We start from the raw sequence: 23,286 nt of genomic DNA on the forward strand, positions 1-23,286 counted from the left end.
GCTGGTAGAGCGAGCGCCCAGACGTGGACTCCCGGAGCCACTCACCCTTGCTCGTTTTTCGCCCCGTTCCGCATAATGGCCCCTGACTTCCCCGGAGAGAGTGTGCAGGTCCATCGAGCCAGCTCCATCTTGGCCGCGTCGGCCATTATTTTCCTGTCGCTTTCTCACGCAGCGCACGCCGCGCCCGCTTCGGCGGAGAAACGCGCGGACCGCGAGGCCCTGAAAACCGCGCTGCTGGAGGTCCTCCAGCGCGCGCCGCTGAAGGCCAGCCGCATGGGCGTGTACATGCAGAGCCTGGACGACGGCACGGTGGTGTTCAGCCACAACGCCGACGAGCTGCTCAACCCCGCCTCCAACGTGAAGCTGGTGACGTCCGCCGCCGCGCTCGCGTCCCTGGGGCCCGAGTTCCGCTACGACACCGAGTTCCTGGTGGAGCCGGAGCTGGGCGCGGACGGCAAGGTGAAGACGCTCTACGTGCGCGGCAAGGGTGACCCGTCCATGACGACGGAGCGCCTGTGGGGCATCGTCGCGGAGCTGTGGCACACGGGCGTCCGAGAGGTGAACGAAATCGTGGTGGACGACTCGTGGTTCGACGCCGAGCGCACGCCGCCCGGCTATGACCAGGAGGACACGGACCGGGCCTACATGGCGCCCACTGGCGCGGTGAGCCTCAACTGGAACGCGGCGGCCATCTACCTGCGGCCCGGCAACGCGCCGGGGGCCAAGGGCGTGGTGGAGATGGAGCCGCCCAGCGACTACTTCGTGGTGGACAACCAGCTCACCACCGGGCCGCGCCGCGCGCGCCGCGTGTTCGTCAAGTCGGCCCCCGCGGGCCTCCAGCAGAAGATTGTCGTGCGCGGCCAGCTCCCGGCGGAGCGGAGCGGCGCCGTCAGCGTCTGGAAGAAGATTGACAACCCGCCCATGTACTTCGGCCAGTCGCTCAAGCAGATGCTGGTGACGCGCGGCGTGAAGATGCGGGGCAGGGTGAAGCTGGGCAAGACGTCCACCAAGGCCCGCATGCTGCATGTGTCGCAGTCGGACACGTTCGACATCCTCCTCAAGCGCCTCAACAAGCTGTCCAGCAACTTCGTCGCCGAGCAGCTCCTGAAGACGATGGGCGCCGAGCTGCGGGGCGCGCCGGGCTCCTTCATCAAGGGCGTGGACGTGGTGGAGCAGTTCCTGGAGCGCGACGTGGGCATCCCCCGCGGCACCTACGTGATGAAGAACGGCAGCGGGCTCAACGACGCCAACCGCTTCTCCGCCACGCAGCTCAACAAGCTGCTGCGGCACATGGTGCAGCGCTTCCCTTTCTCGCCGGAGTACATGTCGTCGGTGCCCATCGCTGGCAAGGACGGCACGCTCAAGTACCGCTTCGAAGGCAGCGACGCGGTGGGCCGGCTGCGCGCCAAGACGGGCACCCTGGAGAGCGTGTCCGCGCTGAGCGGCTACGTGACGAGCGCGGGGGGGGAGCGCTTCACCTTCTCCATCATGGCCAACGACTTCGCGGGCCGCGCCGGCCCCATCGTCGCGGGTCTGGACGCGCTGGGCGCGGCGGTGGCCGCCACCGGCTCCAGCCTGGGGCCGTCCACGGCGGTGGCCGCGCTGGCGGACAGCGGGCGGCCCTCGGGCGCCGTGGACGACGTGGCTGTTCGCATCAAGACGTACCTGGAGCTGGGCGCGCAGCGCGACCAGCGCAACATCGGCTTCCTGCGCACCGCGTGGCGCAGCGAGAGAGACCCGGCCGTGCGCGCGGTGCTGGCGGAGAGCCTCTATCAGTCCAACCCGCACGACTACCTGGGCGCGCGCACCCTGCTGGACAGCTATTCGGCCACCGCCGAGGTGTATGGCCGGCTGAAGGACGTGGCGCGGGTGCTGTCCGTGGAGGTGCCGGGCGTCAGCAGCATGGTGGAGCTGGCGGCGGGCGGAAACGCGGAGGCGCTGGCCCGGGTGCTGGAGCTGGCGGGCGCGGCGGGGACGGACGCGCAGGCCCAGACGGAGATGGCCGAGGCCCTGGGCGAGGTGGCTCGCACCGCGCCGGAGGAGCTGGTGGTGGCGCTTCGGGCCGCCAGCGCCGGTGACAGGGACGCGTGCACCGCGCTGCTGGCGCGGGCGCTGGTGCAGGCGGGGCAGGCGGACCACCCCTTCTGGAAGTCCCTGCGCCGCACGCTGGGGGCGTCGGACCCGCGGCTGGCGTCCTTCGCCAAGGGGCTGGACTCCACGCTGTCGCAGAAGGTGGCGGAGGCCAAGGCCCCGGCGAAGGCGCCGGCGGGCTTCACCCCCCTGCAGATGGTGGCGCCCGCGGGCAACGCGCCCGAATCCTCCACCGCGGACAACCGCCCGGGCGGGTAGGGCGCAATCCGCTGTATTTCTCGCGGGTTCCCAGCGCCGGGCAGGCCTCCCCGGCCGGAGGGCAGACGGGCGTACGACACCCAGGAAGAAGGCGGCTTTCTGGCTGGGTGTCAGTCCCCACTGCTATAGGTGGGAATCAAACCCGGCGGGTGCGTCCGGGGTGTAACCGGTCCTCGGTGGACCGGTTCTCGAGAAAGGAATGCAGTCATGGCTGGAGGCGTGAACAAGGTCATCCTCATCGGCAACCTGGGGGCGGATCCAGAGGTCCGGTTCACTCCCGGCGGTCAGGCGGTGGCGAACTTCCGCATCGCCACCAGCGAGAGCTGGGTCGACAAGAATGGCCAGAAGCAGGAGCGGACCGAGTGGCACCGCATCGTCGTCTGGGGAAAGCTCGCGGAGCTCTGCGGCGAATACCTGAAGAAGGGACGGCAGTGCTACGTCGAGGGCCGCCTGCAGACGCGCGAGTGGACGGACAAGGAGAACCGGAAGAACTACACCACCGAGGTCGTGGCCAACGCCGTGACGTTCCTCGGCGGTGGGGGCCGTGACGCCCAGGACGGCATGGGCGGCGGGGGCGGTGGCGGTGGACGCCGGCAGTTCTCCCAGCCGCGTGGGGGAGACAACAACGACTACGGTCAGCCGCCTCCGGACGACATGGGCGGTGGCCATGGCGGCGGCGGCAACGGCGACGACGACATCCCCTTCTAGGCCCGGCTGACGCCAGCGGCACCCTGGAAATGAAACCGGCCGCTCCCCGGAAGTCTCGGGGGCGGCCGGTGTGCTTCGTGTCCGTGGACTTTCCGGACCCGGCGCGCCGGGCCCGGGCCGCGTCACGGAGGGGTGGAGCCCACGGGGCTGAAGGCGGCGCCCGCGGTGTAGAGCGCGTAGATGACCGCCCAGCTCATGGCCGTGAGAATCAGGAAGAGGATGATGACCACCGGCTCGAACTTGCGCATGGAGCGCTCGCTGGAGAGCAGCCCCCAGCCCATGGCGAAGCCCTGGAGGCCGTTGGCCAGGTGGTACGAGGTGCCCAGCGTGCCCAGCAGGTAGACGACCAGGGTGGGCACGTGGTGGTGCATCTCCCGGGCGATGTCGTCAAACGCCTCCGGGTGACCCAGCACCAGCCGCGGGTAGAGGAAGGCCAGCCAGATGTGGGCGCCCAGGAAGGCCAGCACGCCCACCGCGCTGAGGCGCTGGAGGAGGTACTTGAGGTTGCCGTAGTTGTTGTAGCGGACGTTGTTCGGCCGGAAGCTGAACAGGCGCACCAGACCCCAGCCGGTGTGCATCAGCAGCGGCAGCAGGACGATGATGAAGGTGAAGACCTGGGAGAACGGGTTGGCGTACGTCGTCACCGACTTCTGCCAGGCGTCCGCGCCGTTGAAGGCGGAGAGGTTGTCCCACAGGTGGATGACGACCCAGACGGACAGGGGAATCACCGCGAGGAACGAGCCCAGGCGGGACTTGAGGAGCGGTGTCTTCGTCTCTACTGCTGCGGCGGCTTGGGTGCTCATCGAATCTCCAGCGGCGGCGCGCGGGCGTCTTGCCGCGTCCACGGTCGAGGGCAGGTGACAGTCGGACGGCGGTTTATAGCCGTTCCAGCGCCGGGGCTGGATTTCTTCCGCACCCCGGCATGCCAGCACACCCACACGGAGGCATAAGGCTGACCTTATGCGTCACCCCGGGCCGTCCTGCTGCCCGCCTGCCGGGGGCCGGGTCTCCCGCCTTCTGTCGTTGGCGGGCAATGCGGGCTCGGGCACGCTAGTCGCCATCGATATGCCCGACGAGCTTGTCAGTGGAATGTTGAAGAACACGGACCTGCGCGTGGTGCTCGCCACCACGACGGAGCTGTCGCGCCAGGCGCGCGCCACCCACGGCACCGCGCCCGCCGCCGCCGTGCTCCTGTCGCAGGCCCTCACCGCCGCCGCCCTGATGGGGGCCCTGCAGAAAAGCGACGCCCGCATCAACCTCCAGGTGGAGTGTGACGGCCCCCTGCGCGGCCTCTTCGTGGACGGGGACACCTCCGGGCTCGTCCGCGGCTACGTGAAGAACACCTACGTGGAGTACTCCGGGAGCGACGGCACGTACCATTGGCGCCCCGTGCTGGGGAACAAGGGCTTCCTGTCCGTGCTGCGGGACTTGGGCGGCGGCGAGTACTACCGCTCCGCGGTGGAGCTGGAGGCCTTCGACCTGGCGGCCGACCTGGAGCGCTACTTCCGCCAGTCGGATCAGCTCCCGTCACACGTGCTGCTGGCGCAGCTGCCGGAGGGCGGGGACGCGGAGCCGCTGGGCCGCGTCGCCGGCCTGCTCGTCCAGCCGCTCCCCAGCGCGGACATGGAGGCCTTCGCGGCGCTGGGGGAGCGGCTGCGCCGTGACTTCGCGCCCGCGCTCCAGGCGCACGGCCAGGCGGGGGCCACGGCCGTGCTGCGCGCGCTGCTGCCGGAGCCCGACTTCGAGGTCATGTCGCGCTACCCGCTGCGCTTCGGTTGTTCGTGCAGCAAGGACCGCGTGCTGCGCGCGCTCCTGGCCATGGGACGTGAGGAATTGACGGACCTGCTGGAGAAGGAAGGGCAGGCGGAGGCGACGTGCCATTTCTGCACGACGCGCTATGTCATTCCTGGCGACGAAATCCGCGGCATCTTGGAGCGCGGCGCCATTTGACTTGCACAGGGCGCGACGGTACTTGCCGCGCGCCATGAGCTACTTCACGCAGTTGCTTGAGGGCGGCTACGAAGCCGTCCACTTGTTGAGTGATTCCAAGACGGGCCTGCGTGCCATTGTAGGCATGCACAACACGCGGCTCGGCCCGGGGTTGGGGGGCACTCGCGCGCTGTCCACCTATACCAGCGAGGAGGAGGCCGTCGCGGATGCGCTCCGGCTGGCGCGCGGAATGACATACAAGGCCGCGCTCGCGGGGCTGCCCCACGGCGGCGGCAAGGCGGTCATCATGCTGCCGCGCGGCAGTTTCGATCGTGAAAGGATTTTCGAGTCCTTCGGCCGCGCGGTGGAGTCCCTGGGCGGGCGCTACATCACCACCGAGGACAGCGGCACCAGCCCCGATGACATGGAGCATGTACGCCGGCACACGAAGTATGTCGTTGGCCTGAAGGAGCGCAGCGGAGACCCGTCGCCGGTGACGGCGTATGGCGTGGCGCGCGCCATGGAGGCCACGGCGAAGCACGTCTTCGGCAGCCCGGACCTGAAGGGCCTGCGCGTCACCGTGCTGGGCGTGGGCCACGTGGGCATGTACCTGGTGAAGGAGCTGCACCAGCGCGGCGCCAGGGTATGGGTGAGCGACCTCAACCCCGCCAGCGTGCAGCACGCCGTGACGCAGTACGGCGCCACGGCGGTGGACGCCGACGCACTGCATCGGATGGAGGCGGACATCTACGCCCCCTGCGCGCTGGGCGGCGCCATCAACGACACCACCCTGCCGCTGCTGAACGTGAAGGCGGTGTGCGGGGCGGCCAACAACCAGCTGCTCACCTCACGTCATGGCGAGCAGTTGGCCCGGCGCGGCATCCTCTATGTGCCCGACTACGCGGCCAATGCTGGCGGCCTCATCAACGTGGCCCAGGAGTGGGCGGGGTATGACCGGGACAAGGCGTACTCCCGCGCCTCCCACATCTTCGACACCATCGACACGGTGCTGACGCGCGCGAAGGAGTCCGGCCTGCGGCCCGAGCAGGTGGCGGACCGGATGGTCGAGGAGCGGCTGGCCGGCTGAGCGCTTGCGCACACAGTGCGTGTGTTGCCGCGAGACAAAGGCGACGTCTGGGGTGTGGCCGGATGTGGCCACCGTGCGGCCCTCGGAGTATGACGGGGCCGCACACACCCCAGCCGGAGTTCAGCGCCGTGGCGACCAAGCGGCAGAGCAAGCCCACCGAGAAGGCCTCTTCGAAGAAGTCCCCCGCGGCGAAGTCGTCGCGGATGCAGGCGGAGAAGCTCGTCTCCATCCCGGAGGACCTCGTGCTGGCGCCCCAGGTGGAGGCGCCGCGCCAGCCGACGGGGAAGGACCAGTCCCGAGGCCGCTCCGCGTCCAGCGGCGTGAAGGAGCTGACCTGGAAGGAGTTCGACCGAGCGGTCCAGCGGCTCGCGGGTTCCATCCAGGAGACCTTCGAACCCCAGGTGGTGGTCGGCGTGGCCCACGGCGGTGTCTTCGTGGGCGGCGCGCTGGCGGGGGCGCTCGGCTGTCCGTTCTTCCCCGTGCGCATCAGCCGACGAAGCAGGGACCGGGGCAGCACCAGCTCCGCGCCTCGCACGTCGAAGACGCCGCAGCTCGCCGGGGAGATGCCCGCGGAGCTGAAGGGTCGCCGCGTGTTGATTGTGGATGACGTGGCCTCCAGCGGTGACACGTTGGAGCTGGCCACCGCCCTGGCGCGCGAGGCGGGCGCGAAGAAGGTGGCCACCGCGTGTCTGGTGACCAAGCCGGGTGGCTTCTCGCCGGACTACTCCGCGCTGACCACCGCCTCGCTCATGGTCTTCCCTTGGGACTACGAGCCGTCCACCGGCGACGCGCGCTTCGACGAGGACCCGGACAAGGCTGGCGCGTGAGCCTTGGCGCGGTGACGCCATGATTGTCGGGACGGCGGGCCACATCGACCATGGCAAGACGTCCCTGGTGAAGGTGCTCACCGGCATCGACACCGACCGGCTGAAGGAAGAGAAGCGCCGCGGCATCACCCTGGAGCTGGGCTTCGCCCACCTGACGCTGGATGACGGCGGCGTGGCGGGCGTGGTGGATGTCCCGGGCCACGAGCGCTTCGTGAAGGCCATGGCCGCCGGCGCCGGCGGCGTGGACCTGGTGGTGCTGGTGGTGGCCGCGGACGAGGGCGTGATGCCCCAGACGCGAGAGCACCTGGACATCTGCCGGCTGCTGGGCGTGAGGGCCGGCGTCGTCGCCCTCACCAAGTCGGACACGCTGGCGGAGCTGGGCCCGGAGTGGCGCGCGCTGGTGGAGGCCGACCTGGCCGCGCTCACCGTGGGGACCTTCCTGGAGTCGGCGCCCGTGGTGGCCTGCTCCGCCAGGACAGGAGAGGGGCTGGACGCGCTGCGCGCCGCGCTCACCCGGTCCGCGGCGGCGCTGCCCGAGCGGCCTTCGGAGGGCCCCGCCTTCCTGCCGGTGGACCGCGTGTTCAGCATCAAGGGGTTTGGCACGGTGGTGACGGGCACGCTGCTATCGGGAGCGCTGGCGGTGGATGACGCGGTGTCGCTCCTGCCCGGGCTGCCCGGTCCGCTGCGCGTGCGCGGGGTGCAGCGGCATGGTGACTCGGTGGCCGTCGTGGAGGCGGGACAGCGCGCGGCGGTGAACCTCACGGGCGTGGAGCCGGAGGCGTTGCGCCGGGGCATGGTGCTGGTGCGCGCGGGCGAGCTGCCAGAAGCGCGCATGCTCGACGTCGAGCTGACACTGCTTCCCGCGGCTTCGTCCCCGCTGCCTCGCCGTTCGAAGCTGCTGCTGCACCTGGGCACCGCGCAGGTGGAGGCCACGGTGGCGCTGCTGGACGTGGAGCGACTGGAGCCCGGCGAGACGGCGCTGGCGCAGCTGCGGCTGGGCACCGCCGTGGGCGCGCTGGTGGGCCAGCGCTTCATCCTGCGGGGCGCGCGCGCCCTTCCGGGCCGAGGCACCACGGTGGCGGGAGGCCGCATCCTGTCCCTCTCCCCTCCGAAGCGGCGCAAGGGGGGCGCGTCGGCGGTGGCGCCCCTGCTGGAGGCGGACCCGGCGGGGCAGGTGGCCTGGCTGCTACGACAGGCGGGCTACCGCGGCATGACGCAGCAGGAGCTGTTCGGCCGCTCGGCGCTGGGGCCTCGGGTCCTCGCTCGCGCGCTGGAGTTGCTGGGGGCGCGGGGCGGCGCGCTCCTCCTCGACCGGGAGCGGCGGCTGTACCTCTCCGGCGACGTCTTGGAGGCGTTGCAGCGACGCGCCCTGGCGCTGCTGGCCACCTTCCATGAGCGCGAGCCCCTGCGCGAAGGGCTGTCCCGCGAGGAGCTGCGGCAGCGGCTGTCCTCCGCGCTGGATGCGCGGGTGTTTCAGCGGGTGTTGCAGGCGTTGGTGGAGGGAGGCCGGGTGGAGCTGGAGCGGGACGTGGTGCGCCTCAAGGGCCGAGGTCGCACGCTGACGCTGGGGGACACCGCCGCTCGGGCGCGGCTGGCGGCGGAGCTGTCGGCCGCGGCCCTGGCGCCTCCCTCGCTTCCGGAGCTGGAGCAGAAGCTCCAACTGCCCGCGGCCCGGCTGCGCGAGCTGTTGGGCGTCATGGTGGTGGAGGGGGCGGCGGTGCGCGTCTCGGAGGGCTTGTGGTTCGCGGCCGGGGCGCTGGCGGCCTTACGCGAGCGCCTGGTTGCCCACCTGCGCGAGAAGAAGGAGATTACCACCCAGGACTTCAAGGAGCTGGTGGGGCAGAGCCGCAAGTTCGTCATCCCCCTGTCCGAGTACTTCGACCGGGAGAAGGTCACCCTCCGGGTGGGAGAGAAGCGGGTGCTGCGTCGCGGATGAGTACCAAGCGCTACAACGAGGCGGAGCTTCGCGTCCTCACCGACACCTTCCGCAGCCCCATGCTGGCGGTGGTGGAGGGACGGGTGCTCGTGGCCAATGACGCCTATGTCGCGTTGCTCGGCCTGCGACGCGCCCAGGTGGAGGGCCGCTCCGTCATGGACTTCATCCAGCCGGAGGACCGCAGCCGCGTGGTGGAGCGCTACTGGCGGGTAGAGGCCGGCGCGCCGCTCCATGAGGGCTCCCAGCTCTTCCAGGTCCCCTGCGCGGATGGCGTGGCGCGCGAGGTGGCCGTCACCGCGTCCCGCTTCATGCTGGAGCGCGGGGGAGGGGGCCTGCTGCTCAACTGCATGCCTATGGAGAACCGGCCGCCGGAGATGTCGGTGGCCGAGCGGCTGGTGGAGACCTCCGCGGGGCTGGTGTCCGCGCACTCGGAGAACGCCGTCCGCCGCGTCGCCCTCAAGGGCCTGGAGGCCGCGGGCTTCCGGGCCCGGCTGCTGCGCTGGGATGGCGAGGGCCTGCTGGCCCGGGATGGCGCGCCCCTGCCGGAGGATGCGCGCCTGGGAATGGAGTCGCTCGCGGACGGGCGTCCTGTCTTCGGCGGCGCGGACCAGGCCTCGCCCACGCACGTCTACCTGCCCGTGGGCGGCCCCCAGGCCGAGGTGCTGTGGGTGGAGGGCCACTGGGTGGCGCCGCGCCATGGCTCGGTGTTGATGCTCTTCGCCAAGGTGGTGGGCGCCGCGCTGACGGACGCGCGCGTGCAGGCGGAGAGCGCGCGCAGCCGCTGGGAGATGGAGGCGGTCGCGCAGATGGCACGCTTCGTCGCGCAGCCGGCTCCGCCCACGCAGGAGGACTTCCTGGAGCGCGTCGCTTCACTGCTCCAGGCGGACGCCGCGGCGCTGCACCTCTCGACGCCGCCCGAAGTCCCACTGACGCTGTCCTCTCATGTGGGCCTCCGCGACGTGGCGGACGCGCGCCGGCTCACGGGCGTGCTGTCGTGTGGCGCGGAGGGGGCGCTGTCCTCGGCCGCGGACGAGTCGTCGCTGGCGGAGCAGTCCGGCGGGCGGTTGGGGGCGGGCGCGGCCGTGTGCCTGACGCGCGGCGGCGAGGTGTGCGGGATGCTCCAGGTGCTGCGCGCGCCCGGGAAGCCTTTTGATGAACGGGACCTGCGCCTGCTGGGCACGCTGTCGGAGCTGCTGGTGACGCTGCTGGAGCAGCGCCGGCTGCGGGCCGAGTCCTCGCGCCAGTTGGCCGAGACGCGCCTGCTGCTGGACCTGGCGCGCACCACGTCCGGCGTGCTGGAGACGTCGAGCATCCTGGACGTGGCCGCCGACTTCCTCGTCCGCCTGCTGGACGTGTCCAACTGCTACATCCTGCTGTACGACGAGAGCGCCCGGTTGCTGCGCGGCGCCGCGGCCTCCATCGCGCACCGCGACTTCTTCCGCACGGTGGTGCTGCCCCTCCACGGGGACGGCCTGACGGCGCGCGTGGCGCGCGAGCGCAGGCCCATCGCGGTGGAGGACGTGGCCGCCGCCGACGGAGGCTACAACCCGGAGCTCGCGCACCGCTTCGACGAGAAGGCGCTGCTGGCGCTGCCGCTCACCTCGCGCGAGGAGCTCATCGGCGTGGTGGTGGTGGACGACACGCGGGGCCCGCGCTCCTTTGGTCCGGAGCTCATCGAGCTGGCGGAGGCCACGTGTGGCCAGTTGGCGTTGTCCATCGCCAACGCGCGCCTGTACGAGTCGCTGTGGGCCAGCTACGCGGAGCTGGCCGCCACGCGCGCGGAGATGGTGAAGCGCGAGCGGCTGGCCGCGCTGGGCGAGCTGTCCGCGATTGTCGCCCACGAGGTGCGCAACCCGCTGGGCGTCATCTTCAACGCGGTGGCCTCGCTGCGCCGGCTGTTGGTGCCGGGCGGCGACGCGGCCATGTTGCTCGACATCCTGGGGGAGGAGAGCGACCGGCTCAACCGCATCGTCGGTGACCTGCTGGACTACACGCGTCCCAGGGACCCGGTGCTCCAGCAGGAGGACCTGGGACGCGTGCTCCAGGACTCGCTGGAGGCCGCGCGGATGCAGGGCGGCGGCGCGGACCGCTCCATCCGCATCCAGTCCGACGTGGAGCCCGGCCTGCCGCCGGTGCCCATGGACCGCCGCCTCATCCGACAGGCGCTGGTCAACGTGGCGGTCAACGCCATCCAGTCCATGCCGCAGGGTGGGCTCGTGCAGGTTCGCGCGCGCCGTGAAGCCCACGCGGGGCGCGAGCAGCTACGCATCGACGTGGTGGACCAGGGCCCGGGCATCCCCGCCGAGCTGCTCCACCGCGTCTTCGAGCCGTTCTTCACCACCAAGGCCCAGGGCACCGGCCTGGGGCTGGCCGTCGTCAGGCGCATCCTCGAGGAGCACCGGGGCGAAATCGCCGTGGACAGCATCCCGGGGCGCGGTACCACCTTCACCTTCCGGCTGCCGCTGTCGCAGCCTCCGTCCTTCCCATGACCGACGCGAACACTCCGCCGACCCGAGGACGGCTCCTCGTCGTGGACGACCAGCGCAACATGCGCGCCACCACCGCCCTGTTGCTGCGGGCGGAGAACTACACCGTCTTCGAGGCCGCCACGGGCGAGGAGGCCCTGGCCCAGCTCGCCAGCGGCAGCATCGACCTGCTGCTGACGGACCTGAAGATGGAGCCCATGGACGGGCTCACGCTCCTTCGGCGCGCGATGGAGGTGGCGCCCCGGCTCCAGGTCATCATGATGACGGCCTTCGGCTCCATCGAGAGCGCCGTGGAGGCCATGCGCCTGGGGGCCTACGACTACGTCACCAAGCCCTTCAAGGAGAGCGAGCTGCGCTACCGCGTGGAGCGCGCCCTGGAGCGCGCGCGCCTGCTGCGCGACGTGGACAACCTCACCACCGACTTCAACCAGCGCCACGGCCTGTCCGCCCTGGTGGGGCGCAGCGCCGCCATGCGCGAGCTCACCACGCGGCTCATGCGCGTGGCGCAGAGCGACGCCACCGTCCTCATCCAGGGTGAGAGCGGCACCGGCAAGGAGCTGGTGGCGCGCGCGCTCCATGCGCACAGCCGCCGCAAGGCCCGCTCCTTCGTGCCCGTCAACTGCGCGGCCATCAGCGAGTCCTTGCTGGAGAGTGAGTTGTTCGGCCACGCCAAGGGCGCCTTCACCGGCGCGGTGAAGTCCCGCCGGGGCCTCTTCGAGGAAGCGGACGGCGGCACGCTCTTCATCGACGAGGTGACTGAGACGAGCCCCACCTTCCAGTCCAAGCTGCTGCGCGCGCTGCAAGAGGGCGAGGTCCGCCGCGTCGGTGAGTCCACCGCGCTGCGCGTGGACGTGCGCATCGTCGCCGCCACCAACCGGGACATCGAGCTGGAGGTGCGCGACAAGCGCTTCCGGCAGGACCTCTATTACCGGCTCAACGTGGTGGCCCTCCGCGTGCCGCCCCTGCGCGAGCGCCTGGAGGACGTGCCCGCGCTGGCGGAGCACTTCCTGGAGCGGGCCAATGCCCGCAGCCCCAACCCCAGGCGCCTGTCCGCCGCCGCGGTGGCCCACCTGATGAGCTACGACTTCCCCGGCAACGTGCGCGAGCTGGAGAACCTGGTGGAGCAGGCCGCCGCGCTCGCCGAGGGCAACGAGCTGCTGCCCGAGGACTTTCCCGTGCGGCAGGGCCGCATGACGCCGGCCCATGGCACCCCCAGCGTCGCCTTCCTGGACGGACAGGGCGGGGCGCTCGGGCGCAACGCCAGCGCGGGGCCCACGCTGGCCCAGGTGGTGGAGGAGGCGGAGCGCCACGCCATCACCCAGGCGCTGGAGCGGCACGGGGTGGACCTGGCGCGAGTCGCCGATGAGCTCGGCGTCTCCTCCACCACCCTCTGGCGGAAGATGAAGCGGCTCAACCTCCGGCCGCCCAGCGAGCTGGCCCGGGAATAGCCCTGGAGTAGGGTGAAGACTCACCCATGTAACTTTCCCGCGGCCATGGATTCAGATCCGAAATGGGCGGGTTCATAGGTGAAAAAGGCAAGTGACTGAATTTACTTAGCTTTTTCAATTCTGAAACCCCATTGCAGCCATGAAATGGAGTCGAGGGGCGGGGCCAGCGTCAGGTAGTGCTTCAAGTGCTTGAGAAAACTAGAGTTTCTCCCTGAGAGGCGGCTGGCACGGCGACTGCTAAAGGAATACGCGGGACACATCGAAGCGAGGCTGAAGGTGGTTCCCCCCCACCCCTTCAGCACTTCCGGTGAGTCACCTTGAGAAGACCCGCGGCCCGGCACCTCTTTGGGGTGTCGGGCCGCCTTCTTTTCCGCGTCTGCAGGCCGAGCCAGTTCGCGACGAAAGGAAGCGCAGGTGGGTTCATCTGCATCTCAGTGGGTGCTGCGTCCCGGTCGGCTGGAAGACCACGCCGTCTTCGCCCGGCTCTTTCTGGAGCTCGGGGTGGATGATTCACCCCCGTCTGAATCTGTCTGGGCGGCGGAAATCGCCCAGCTCTCCCTGTTCGCCGAAGGCCCCCAGGGCGTGGGCGCCTACGCCGTGACGAAGGCCCTGGGGGACTTCGGGTTCGTGGCGCAGCTGGTGGTGGCGCCGTTCGCCCGGGGGCAGGGGCTGGGACGGCGGATGATGTCGCACCTGGCCAATCACCTGCGCGCACAAGGGTGTACCCGCTGGGGCCTCAACGTGAAGCGGGAGAACGTGCCCGCGCTCGCGCTCTACACCTCGCTGGGAATGCGGCCGGTTCGCGAGGCCACCACCCTGCGGATGACGCGGGCCCAACTGGAAGCGCTCCCCGCCGCGTCCCCGGACGGAGCCGTGGTGCCGGTGACGCTGGAGGACTGCGGCGCGCTGACGGAGGCCTTCGGGATGATTCCCGGCAAGTTGGCCGGCTTCGCGGACAGTGACTCGCACCGGCTGCTGGGGCTCGTCGCCCCCCAAGCACCTGCACGCCGGTGGTTGGGGGTGATGGACCTGCGCTCCGGGCCCCTCTTGTATCCCTTCTTCGCGGTGTCTCCCGCGCATGCGCGGACGCTGCTCGAAGATGCCTTCGGACGGCTGGGGGAGGGCGTGTCCGCCCTGAATGTCTCTGTGACGGATGACGCGCACCTGGTGCACCTGCTCCGCGAGGCGGGAGCGCAGACGCGCCTGGAGACGCTGGAGCTTCGCGGCCCGTTGGTGGACGCGGGGCCCTGATGGATTCACGGGCGGCCGAAAACACGACGCCCGCCCGGGCACGAAGCCGGGGCGGGCGGGGTGTGACAGCGGAGGGGGGAGGCTACTGGCCGAAGATGCTGCTGGCCTGCTCCAGCCACCCCATGATGGGGCCGGGGATGATGCCCAGAATCACGACCGCCGCGGTGGAGAGCACCAGCGCCAGCTCGGTGGACCAGCTCTTCTCCAGCGCCTGCGCGCCCTCCGGCACCGGCCGCATGAACATGTAGACGACCACGCGCAGGTAGTAATAGACGCCCGCCGCGCTGGAGAGCACGCCGACGATGGTGAGGCCGATGAGGCCCGCGTCCACGGCGGCCTGGAAGATGAGCAGCTTGCTCATGAAGCCGATGGTGGGCGGGATGCCACCCAGCGACAGCATGAAGGCCGCCATCGCGAAGGCCCAACCCGGCTTGCGCTGCGCCAGCCCGCTGAAGCGCTCCAAATCCCAGGCGGTGCCCTTCTCCTCGTCCTCGCGACGCTCCAGGACGGAGACGATGGCGAAGGCGCCCACCGCGCTGAACGTGTACGCCAGCAGGTAGTAGAGGATGCCGCGCAGCGCCTCCGCGCGGGCCAGGTCCAGCGGGGTGCCGCCCGTCAGCGCGGACGCACCCAGCAGGCGGAACTGCTCGCCCGGGCCGGTGACGAAGAGGGCGGCCACGCCCACCAGCAGGTAGCCGGCGTGGGCAATGGACGAGTACGCCAGCATGCGCTTCACGTTGCGCTGCGGAATCGCCAGCAGGTTGCCCGCCACCATGGTGAGGAAGGCCAGCACGGAGAACAGGGTCAGCAGCATCGCCGGGTCCACGCCCTTGCCCACCATGAAGAACACGCGGACCATCGCCGCGAAGGCGGCCGCCTTCACGCCCGCGCTCATCAGCGCGGTGACGGGCGTCGGCGCGCCCTCATAGACGTCCGGCGTCCACATGTGGAACGGCACCGCGGCCACCTTGAAGGCGAAGCCCGCGCCCACCAGGATGATGCCCGCGTACACCAGGCCCGGCTGCGACGACAGGGCGGTGGACAGCGGACCGGCCATGGCCGTCAGGTGGGTGGTGCCGGTGGCGCCGTACAGCAGCGCCGCGCCGTAGAGCAGCACCGCGGAGGAGAAGGCGCCCAGGATGAAGTACTTGAAGCCCGCCTCGCTCGGCCGCGTGCCACGCCGCAGGTACGACGTCAGCGCGTAGGTGGAGATGGAGAGGACCTCGATGTTGATGAAGAGCGTGATGAGCTCGTTCGACATCGCCAGCAGGCTCATGCCCGCCGTGGCGAACAGCATCAGCGCGTAGAACTCACCGCGCTCCGCGCCCCGCTTGCGCAGGAAGCTCACCGAGCTCAGGGTCGCCAGCGCCAGGCCCACGCACACCACGAAGGTGAGGAAGCTGGAGAAGGGGTCCAGCACGCCGAAGCCGAGCATCACCTCCTGGGGCGGCTCGAACATCGTCGTCAGCGCCACGGCGCCGGCCGCCACCGCCGTCGCCACGGTGAGCACCGCCTGGTACGAGCGCGACGCCGTCGTGGAGAGGAACACCTCCGACAGCAGCAGGATGGAGGCACCCACCACCATGATGATGGTGGGCAGCAGCGGGAGGAAGTCTGCCAGGCTGAGATTGGGCAGGGTCATTGTCGGAAGCTCAGGCGGCTTACTGCCGCGGCGAGGGAACGGCCGGGGCGGCGGCCAGCGGAACGGGCGCGGACGGCGCGGCGACGACCTGGCGGGGTGGCAGGGACATCACCTCCACGCGGAGCCGGTCCTCCTGCAACGCGGCCCCCGGCGTGCCCACGCGGGCGCGGGCCAGGAAGCGGTCCGTGGACGGCGCGAGCCGGTCCAGGAAGGGCTGCGGCTGCAGGCCCATCACCGCCACCAGCACGATGAAGGGCAGCACCGTGAGGCCCTCGCGCAGGTTCATGTCCGTCAGGTGCTGGTTCTCCCGGTGGGTGATTCCACCGAAGAACACCTTCTGCACCATCCACAGCATGTAGGCGGCGCCCAGGATGACGCCCAGCGTGGCGAACCCGCCGAAGACCGCCGTCAGGTGCGCGTTGCCCGCGGCCTCGCCCAGGTCGCTCTTGAAGGTGCCCAGCAGCACCAGGAACTCACCGATGAAGCCGTTGGTGCCCGGCACCGCGATGGAGGAGAAGGTGATGATGACGAAGGCCGCGGTGAACACCGGCATCACCTTCGCGATGCCGCCGTAGTCCGCCATCAGGCGCGAGTGGCGCCGCTCGTACAGGTAGCCGAACAGGAGGAACAGCGCGCCCGTGGACACACCGTGGTTGAGCATCTGGTACGCGCTGCCCGTGGCGCCCTCGGCGGTAATCGCCAGGATGCCCAGCATGCAGTAGCCCAGGTGGCTGACGGACGAGTACGCGATCAGCTTCTTGATGTCCCGCTGCGCCAGGCACATCAGCGCGCCGTACACGATGCCGATGACGGCCAGCGTGGCCAGGAAGGGCCGCGCCTGCTGCGTGGCCACCGGGAAGAAGGGAATCGCGTACCGCCAGAAGCCGAACGTGCCCATCTTCAGCGTGACGCCGGCCAGAATCATGGAGCCGGCCACCGGCGCCTGCACGTGCGCGTCCGGCAACCAGGTGTGCAGCGGCCACATGGGGACCTTGACCGCGAACGCGATGGCGAACGCCCCGAACAGCCACGGACCCCAGGTGTGCAGCGTGGCGGCCAGCCCGGTGAGCGAATCACACGCGCCCGCGGGCCCCGCCGTGCAGGCGCTGAGCTGCCGGTTGGCGTCCAGCAGGCCGTTGTAGATGCTCGCGTAGTCAAACGAGCGGGCACCCACCGGCGCGCTGATGAAGTACACGGCGATGATGGCCACCAGCATCAGCAGCGAGCCGGCCAGCGTGTAGAGGAAGAACTTCACCGCCGCCATCTGCCGGTCCTCGGCGCCCCACACACCCACCAGGAGGTACATGGGGATGAGCATGGCCTCGAAGAAGATGTAGAAGAGCAGCACGTCCAGCGACACCAGCGCGCCCAGCATCGTCGTCTGGAGCACCAGCAGCGCCAGGTGGAACTCCTTGATGCGGAACTTGATGTACGTGGTGGACGCCAGCACCACCAGGGGCCCCAGGAAGACGGTGAGCAGCAGCAGGCTCACGGCCAGGCCGTCCACGCCAATGTGGTAGCTGGTGCCGAACATGTCGAACCAACGCGCCCGGTATTCCAACTGGAACTCCGGTCCGCCCGGCACGTACGCCATGTAGGCCCAGACCCCGAACACCAGGTCCAGCACCATGGCGATGAACGTGACGGTGCGAATCTGACCGTTCTCCCCGGCCGGCAGCAGCGCCACCAGCGCCGCGAACACCAGCGGCAGGAAGACGACGAGGTTGAGCAGGTGGTTGTCGACGAAGCTCATTGCATCACCTGGATGAGGGCGTAGGCCACCCCGCCCAGCAGGGCGATGGCCATCACAGCGGCGTAGGCCTGGGCGTCGCCCGTCTGCACGTAGCGGAGCGCACTGCCCACGCGCGCCGTCACCCACGCCGTGCCGCGGACCGCCACGGTGTCGATGACGAGCGCGTCCACCACGCGGAAGAGGACGAAGCTCATGAACTTCACGGGACGGATGACAATCAGCTCGTAGAGCTCGTCCACGTAGAACTTGTTGAGCGCCAGGGGGCGGACCGCGCGGATGAAGGCGGGATCCGGCAGACCCACGCGCGAGGGGAAGTAGCGCAGGTAGAGGAAGGCCGCCGCGCCGCCACCCGTCAGGGCCACGGCCCAGGCCTTGAGGTAGTCAGGCACCACCTGCGGGCGGCTGGTGTCCAGCGCCACCAGCGTGCTGGCGTCGGTGATGCGCCTGGTCGCGCTGAACACCGGGCTCAGGAAGTTGTCGAGCACCGGCTGCGACGTCATGTCGAAGAAGTTGATGCCGAACGCGTACCGCGCGGCGACCACGCTCAGCACCGCGAGCACCACCAGCGGCAGGGTCATCTGCCAGGCGCTCTCATGGGCGTGCGCCACCCGGGCCTCCTTCGAACGGGGACCCTCGAAGGTGAGCAGGTACATTCGCGTCATGTAGAAGGCCGTGGACGCCGCGATGAGCAGGCCCAGGTAGTAGACGACGCTGGACACCCACTCCAGGCCCTGCAGGTGGTTGTGGTGCACGCCGTGCAGGATGGCGTCCTTCGAGAAGAAGCCGGACAGCGGGATGATGCCGGTGATGGCCAGGGTGGCGACCAGGAAGGTGGCCCAGGTCCAGGGCATCTCCTTGCGCAGGCCGCCCAGCTTCTTGATGTCCGTCTCATCGCCGTTGCCGTGCATCACGCTGCCGGCGCCGAGGAAGAGGCAGGCCTTGAAGAAGGCGTGCGTCATCAGGTGGAACACCGCCGCCCAGAAGATGCCCATGCCCACGCCCATGAACATGATGCCCAGCTGGGACACCGTGGAGTAGGCGAGCACCTTCTTGATGTCGTCCTGCGCGAAGGCGATGAGCGCCGCCAGCAGCGAGGTGAGCGCGCCGATGATGGCGATGGTCGCCATGGCGGTGGGGCTCAGCACCAGCAGCGCGGACATTCGACTGAACAGGTAGACGCCGGCGGTCACCATCGTCGCGGCGTGGATGAGGGCGGAGACCGGCGTCGGGCCGGCCATGGCGTCCGGCAGCCAGACGTACAGCGGCAGCTGCGCGCTCTTGCCCGCGGCGCCCAGGAGGAACAGCAGCATGGCCGCCGTCATCACCCCGCCGAAGGTGTAGCCCGCCAGGGGGCCCGCCTCGATGGGGGTGCTCAGGTCGACCTTGTCCGCGGTGCCATCCACCAGGCCCTCGGCCAGCTTCTCCAGGCCCTTGAACGTCACGGGGCCCTTCTGCGCCAGCGCGGTCTTGTAGTGCTGCGCGGTGGTGCCGGCGGTGTTGTAGTCCGCCGCGTTCGACTGCTGGGTGAAGGCGGAGACCAGCATCACCAGCAGGAAGGTGGCGATGAGGAACGCGAAGTCACCGATGCGGTTGGTGACGAACGCCTTGCGCCCGGCCCACGCCTTGGCCGGGTCGTCGTACCAGAAGCCGATGAGCAGGTAGCTGGCCATGCCGACGCCTTCCCAGCCCACGAAGAGCAGGACCAGGTTGTCGGCCAGCACCAGCGTCAGCATCGCCGCGACGAACAGGTTCAGGTACGCGAAGAACCGCCAGTACGCGGCGTCGTGCTCCATGTAGCTGGTGGAGTACAGGTGGATGAGGAAGCCGACGCCGGTGATGATGAGCAGCAGGATGCCGGACAGATGGTCCACCATCAGCCCGAAGTTCACCCGGAAGTCGCCCACCGAGAACCAGGTGCCGTAGTCGTACGCGAGCGCGTAGCGCACGAAGTCCCGCTCGATGCCGAACGGGTTGGGGTAGATGGCCGCCAGCCGACCCGTTTCGGGGTTGTGGTGGCTGCTCGCCCAGAACGCCAGCAGGCTGAGGACGAAGGAGCCGGCCACCGCCGCGCAGGCGACGAGCTGGACGTTGGCCCGGCCCATCATCTTGCCGAACACGCCGCAGATGAATGCGCCCAGCAGGGGCAGCGCGATGATGAGCCAGAGCGAGGGCGCCAGGATGTCCGGCGCCACGGGTGCCGCCCGGAAGAATTCGACGAGAGTCATGACAGTGGCTCCTGGGGAGGCATCAGTGCTTCATCGTCCGGATGTCTTCCACCAGGACGCTGCCCCGGCTCCGGAAGACGGCGATGACGATGGCCAGACCGATGGCGGCTTCCGCCGCCGCCACCGCGATGACGAAGAAGGCGGACACGTGGCCAAGGTCGTCACCGCGCATGCGCGCGAAGGCCACGAACGTGAGGTTCGCCGCGTTGAGCATCAGCTCCACGCACATGAAGATGACCAGCGCGTTGCGGCGGACGAGCACGCCGAACATGCCCATGCAGAACAGGGCGGCGGCAAGCAGGAGGTAGTAGGTGATGGGAACCATGGGCCGATTCGGGGCCTCGCGAGCGGCTGCCTGCGCCGCCATCTAGCACAGAAAAGTTGTCCGGAATGGGCGATCAGATTCGCGACTTGGCCACGACGACTGCGCCCACCATGGCCACCAGCAGCAGCAGGCTCACCGCTTCGAAGGGGAGCAGCCACTGGGTGAAGATGACCTGACCCAGCGTGGCGATGGTGCCAAAGGAGGCCTGCGCCCCCGTGCTCAGCGTGGCCGGCTCGGCGGGCAGCTTCAGGAGGATGATGGCCAGGGCCGCGAACAGGCCCACCGTCGCCGCGCCGCCCGCGATGCGCGCCACCGTGGGCTTGCCGCGCGTGGGCGACTCTCCCAGGTTGAGCAGCATGATGACGAACAGGAAGAGCACCATGATGGCGCCCGCGTACACGAGCACCTGCATGACGGCCACCGTGTGCGCCCACAGCAGCACGTAGATGCCGGCCAGGAAGAAGAACGTGGACACCAGCGCCATGGCCGAATTGATGGGGCTGCGCGCGAAGATGACCGTGCCTGCCGACAGCAGCGTCAGGAGCGCGAACGCTCCAAAGAGGATGAGCTCGATGTTCAAGACCAGTCTCCGAACGAACCCCAGGGCTTGTCGCCGAACGGGCAGCGGTGCTCACGGATGTGGGCCTCGAACTCGTCCCGGAACCGCATGAGGAACGAGTGCGTGGGCAGCGCCGCCGCGTCGCCGAGCGCGCAGATGGTGTTGCCCAGGCCGATGGGCGGGTAGGGGGCAATCGACGACGCGACGTTGGACAGCATGTCGATGTCGCCCGGCTCGCCGCGGCCCTCTTCAATCTTGCGCAAGAGGCGCGTCTGCCAGGGCGTGCCCTCGCGGCACGGCGTGCACTGGCCGCACGACTCCTCCGCGTAGAAGCGGGCCACGCGCCACAGGCTGCGCACCATGCAGGTGGCGTCGTCCATGACGATGACGCCGCCGGAGCCCGCCATGGTCTGCTTCACCTTGAGGGCCTCGAACTCCATGGCCACGTCCAGCTCGTCCGCGCCCAGCACCGGCGCCGAGGAGCCGCCCGGAATCACGGCCTTCACCTTGCGGCCCGCGGGCATGCCCCGGCCGTACTGGTCGTCGTAGATGAGCTCGGCGAGGGTCGTGAACATCGACACCTCGTAGACGCCCGGCCGGTTCACCGTGCCGGAGAGGCAGACGAGCCGCGTGCCGCCCGACTTGTCGGTGCCCAGCTTCGCGTAGGCGTCCGCGCCCTGCTGGAACACGGCGGGCACGCTGGCCAGCGTCTCCACGTTGTTCACCACCGTGGGGCAGCCGAAGAGGCCCACCACCGCGGGGAAGGGGGGCTTGAGGCGGGGCCAGCCCTTCTTTCCTTCCAGGCTCTCCAGCAGCGCCGTCTCCTCGCCGCAGATGTAGGCGCCCGCGCCGCGCACCAGGTAGCAGTTCAGCTCGAAGTCCTTGCCCAGGACCTTCTTGCCGAAGATGCCCGCCTTGTAGGCCTCGTCGATGGCCGCCTGCGTGCGCTCCGCCGGGAACTTGAACTCGCCGCGCAGGTACACGTAGCAGGTGTGCACGCCCAGCGCGTAGGCCGCGATGGCGATGCCCTCCAGCATCATGTGCGGGTCGTCTTCGAGGATGTAGCGGTCCTTGAAGGTGCCCGGCTCGGACTCGTCGCCGTTGACCGCCAGGTACTTGGGCTTGGGGCTGTCCTTGGGGACGAAGCTCCACTTGAGGCCCGTGGGGAAGCCGGCGCCACCGCGACCGCGGAGGTTCGACTTCTTCACCTCGTCGATGATGGCGGCGGGCTCCATCTGGAGCGCCTTCTTCAGCGCCTCGTAGCCCCCCCGCTTGCGGTAGCTGTCCAGGGTCCAGGACTGAGGCTTACCCCAGGCCGCCGAGATGATCGGTTCGATCGTCTTTGCCGTAGAGGCCATGTCGATGACGTCCTAAGCCTAAGAAGGGTGGGGGGAGGTTCAGCTCAACCTGGCGAGGATGGCATCCAGCTTCGCCTGGGTCAGGCTCTCGTGGTGATCCTCGTTGATCTGCAGGCAGGGCGCGGTGCCGCACGAGGCCAGGCACTCGGTCTCTCGCAAGGTGAACTTCTCATTGGCTTCACCTGCCTTGAGGCCCAGCTTCTCCTCCAGGTAGGCGAGCATCTTCTCCGCGCCCCACAGCGAGCAGGACAGGTTCGTGCAGACGTCGATGACGTACTTGCCCGGCTTCTTGAGGTGGTACATCACGTAGAAGCTGGCCACTTCCATGGCCCGCTCGGGAGTGACCTCCAGATGCTTCGCCACCAGCCGCAACCCTTCCGGGGGCAGCCATCCCTTGATTTCCTGGAGCAGGCGCAGCGCCGGGAGCATGCCCGCGCTTTTCCGATCCGGAGGGTAGTGGGAGATGATCTCCGCGATTCCCGCGTCGAACTTCTTCTGCTCTTCAGAGGTGAACAGGGGCTCCGCCATGGCGGGCCGGTACGTATTGCCCCAATGGCTACGTTGTCAACATAAACCCTCGAAGCTACACTGGGTTGCCATCAGCAAATTACCGAGCGATTTCAAGCCCTTGTTATGAACCCGGGTCCAGAGGACAAGCGCCAGCACCCCCGCGTCCCGGCTGTGCTGAGAGTGGACTACACGGACGGGCGCCAGGCCCGCGACGTGACGGAGAACCTGTCCCACGAGGGCCTGTTCGTCCAGACGGACCTGGCCTTCGTCATGGGGGACGAGGTCCGGCTCGCACTTTCTTTCCCGGGGCTGTTGGATCCGGTAGAAGTCAGCGGAACCGTGGCCTGGATGCGGCCAGCGGGCCCCGATCAGCCCGCGGGCGTCGGCGTTCGCGTGGAGCGCGAGCAGGACCGGCGGAAACTGGGTGACATCTTGAGTGCGGCAGGAGCAGACAGCCACGTGTCCCACGCAGAGCACGAGGGGTATCGTGTGCTCATCGTCGAGGACAACCCGCACATCATCGAGATGTACAGCTACGTGCTGAAGAAGCTGGCCAGCGGCGAGCTGCACGGAAAGGTCCCCCTGGAGGTCCACTTCGCGCCGGACGGGCACCACGCGCTGCTGATGCTGCGCGAGGACCGCTTCAACCTGGTGATGACGGACCTCTACATGCCGGTGATGGACGGCTTCGCCCTGGTGGAGCGGATGCGCGAGGAAGAAGCGCTGCGCGCCATCCCCATCATCGCCATCTCCGCCGGCGGCAAGGAGGCGCAGGACCGCGCCATGCAACTGGGCGTGGACATCTACCTGCGCAAGCCGGTGCGTTTCGTGGAAGTCCTGGAGACGGTGAAGCAGCTGCTGCGCATCAAGTAGGGGCGCGTTTTACCGCCAGT

Annotated in this window: 18 protein-coding genes; 10 read left to right on the forward strand and 8 right to left on the reverse strand. The window is 69.4% G+C overall.

Going from position 1 to position 23,286, the window contains the following annotated elements:
- Positions 1 to 102 precede the first annotated feature (102 nt).
- Complete coding sequence (gene dacB / locus KGD87_RS32285) at positions 103 to 2,349, forward strand: D-alanyl-D-alanine carboxypeptidase/D-alanyl-D-alanine endopeptidase (protein ID WP_284664793.1); 2,247 nt, start codon at positions 103 to 105, stop codon at positions 2,347 to 2,349.
- 207 nt (positions 2,350 to 2,556) lie between these two features.
- On the forward strand, positions 2,557 to 3,057 hold the full coding sequence (locus KGD87_RS32290) for a single-stranded DNA-binding protein (RefSeq protein ID WP_284664794.1): 501 nt from the start codon (positions 2,557 to 2,559) through the stop codon (positions 3,055 to 3,057).
- Positions 3,058 to 3,179: 122 nt separating this feature from the next.
- Here the strand turns inward: KGD87_RS32290 and KGD87_RS32295 are convergent, their stop codons facing one another.
- Positions 3,180 to 3,860, reverse strand: coding sequence for a succinate dehydrogenase/fumarate reductase transmembrane subunit (locus KGD87_RS32295; RefSeq protein WP_284664795.1), 681 nt, complete (start codon positions 3,858 to 3,860; stop codon positions 3,180 to 3,182).
- Between the two features lie 262 nt (positions 3,861 to 4,122).
- On the opposite strand from KGD87_RS32295, the gene hslO reads away from it, so the two are divergent.
- The 7 genes from hslO to KGD87_RS32330 all read left to right on the forward strand — a co-directional run bounded on the left by hslO (position 4,123) and on the right by KGD87_RS32330 (position 14,021).
- On the forward strand, positions 4,123 to 5,007 hold the full coding sequence (gene hslO / locus KGD87_RS32300) for an Hsp33 family molecular chaperone HslO (protein WP_284664796.1): 885 nt from the start codon (positions 4,123 to 4,125) through the stop codon (positions 5,005 to 5,007).
- A 34-nt stretch (positions 5,008 to 5,041) separates the two neighbouring features.
- Entirely contained in the window at positions 5,042 to 6,073 is a 1,032-nt protein-coding gene (locus KGD87_RS32305; protein ID WP_284664797.1) for a Leu/Phe/Val dehydrogenase, read from the forward strand.
- A 62-nt stretch (positions 6,074 to 6,135) separates the two neighbouring features.
- Positions 6,136 to 6,900, forward strand: coding sequence for a phosphoribosyltransferase (locus KGD87_RS32310; protein WP_350100571.1), 765 nt, complete (start codon positions 6,136 to 6,138; stop codon positions 6,898 to 6,900).
- A gap of 19 nt (positions 6,901 to 6,919) precedes the next feature.
- Positions 6,920 to 8,836, forward strand: coding sequence for a selenocysteine-specific translation elongation factor (gene selB / locus KGD87_RS32315; protein WP_284664799.1), 1,917 nt, complete (start codon positions 6,920 to 6,922; stop codon positions 8,834 to 8,836).
- Positions 8,833 to 11,325, forward strand: coding sequence for an ATP-binding protein (locus tag KGD87_RS32320; protein ID WP_284664800.1), 2,493 nt, complete (start codon positions 8,833 to 8,835; stop codon positions 11,323 to 11,325). Before selB ends, KGD87_RS32320 begins: the two co-directional genes overlap by 4 nt.
- On the forward strand, positions 11,322 to 12,770 hold the full coding sequence (locus KGD87_RS32325; protein ID WP_284664801.1) for a sigma-54-dependent transcriptional regulator: 1,449 nt from the start codon (positions 11,322 to 11,324) through the stop codon (positions 12,768 to 12,770). Before KGD87_RS32320 ends, KGD87_RS32325 begins: the two co-directional genes overlap by 4 nt.
- A 414-nt stretch (positions 12,771 to 13,184) precedes the next feature.
- A complete protein-coding gene (locus KGD87_RS32330) occupies positions 13,185 to 14,021 on the forward strand; it encodes a GNAT family N-acetyltransferase (protein WP_284664802.1) in 837 nt (278 codons plus the stop codon).
- Positions 14,022 to 14,103: 82 nt separating this feature from the next.
- On the opposite strand, the gene KGD87_RS32335 is transcribed toward KGD87_RS32330, so the two are convergent.
- From KGD87_RS32335 to KGD87_RS32365, 7 genes are all read right to left on the reverse strand, one after another.
- Entirely contained in the window at positions 14,104 to 15,663 is a 1,560-nt protein-coding gene (locus KGD87_RS32335; protein ID WP_284664803.1) for an NADH-quinone oxidoreductase subunit N, read from the reverse strand.
- Between the two features lie 19 nt (positions 15,664 to 15,682).
- The gene (locus KGD87_RS32340) at positions 15,683 to 17,416 is read right to left on the reverse strand and encodes a complex I subunit 4 family protein (RefSeq protein ID WP_163783799.1); all 1,734 of its coding nucleotides are present in this window, start codon (positions 17,414 to 17,416) and stop codon (positions 15,683 to 15,685) included.
- Positions 17,413 to 19,641 (reverse strand): NADH-quinone oxidoreductase subunit L, encoded by a 2,229-nt coding sequence (nuoL, locus tag KGD87_RS32345; protein ID WP_284664804.1) that lies wholly within the window; start codon positions 19,639 to 19,641, stop codon positions 17,413 to 17,415. The genes KGD87_RS32340 and nuoL overlap by 4 nt, the downstream gene beginning before the upstream one ends.
- Positions 19,642 to 19,663: 22 nt before the next feature.
- On the reverse strand, positions 19,664 to 19,966 hold the full coding sequence (gene nuoK, locus KGD87_RS32350) for an NADH-quinone oxidoreductase subunit NuoK (protein WP_002638444.1): 303 nt from the start codon (positions 19,964 to 19,966) through the stop codon (positions 19,664 to 19,666).
- 73 nt (positions 19,967 to 20,039) lie between these two features.
- Positions 20,040 to 20,546, reverse strand: a complete 507-nt coding sequence (locus KGD87_RS32355; protein ID WP_176420997.1) for an NADH-quinone oxidoreductase subunit J family protein — start codon at positions 20,544 to 20,546, stop codon at positions 20,040 to 20,042.
- Positions 20,543 to 21,883 (reverse strand): NADH-quinone oxidoreductase subunit NuoF, encoded by a 1,341-nt coding sequence (nuoF, locus tag KGD87_RS32360; protein WP_284664805.1) that lies wholly within the window; start codon positions 21,881 to 21,883, stop codon positions 20,543 to 20,545. The genes KGD87_RS32355 and nuoF overlap by 4 nt, the downstream gene beginning before the upstream one ends.
- Positions 21,884 to 21,922: 39 nt before the next feature.
- On the reverse strand, positions 21,923 to 22,411 hold the full coding sequence (locus KGD87_RS32365; protein ID WP_013935738.1) for an NADH-quinone oxidoreductase subunit NuoE family protein: 489 nt from the start codon (positions 22,409 to 22,411) through the stop codon (positions 21,923 to 21,925).
- A gap of 105 nt (positions 22,412 to 22,516) precedes the next feature.
- On the opposite strand from KGD87_RS32365, the gene KGD87_RS32370 reads away from it, so the two are divergent.
- The gene (locus KGD87_RS32370; protein WP_163783803.1) at positions 22,517 to 23,266 is read left to right on the forward strand and encodes a TIGR02266 family protein; all 750 of its coding nucleotides are present in this window, start codon (positions 22,517 to 22,519) and stop codon (positions 23,264 to 23,266) included.
- Positions 23,267 to 23,286: the final 20 nt, after the last annotated feature.

It is taken from the genome of Myxococcus sp. SDU36 (assembly GCF_030168875.1).
Lineage (GTDB): Bacteria > Myxococcota > Myxococcia > Myxococcales > Myxococcaceae > Myxococcus > Myxococcus vastator.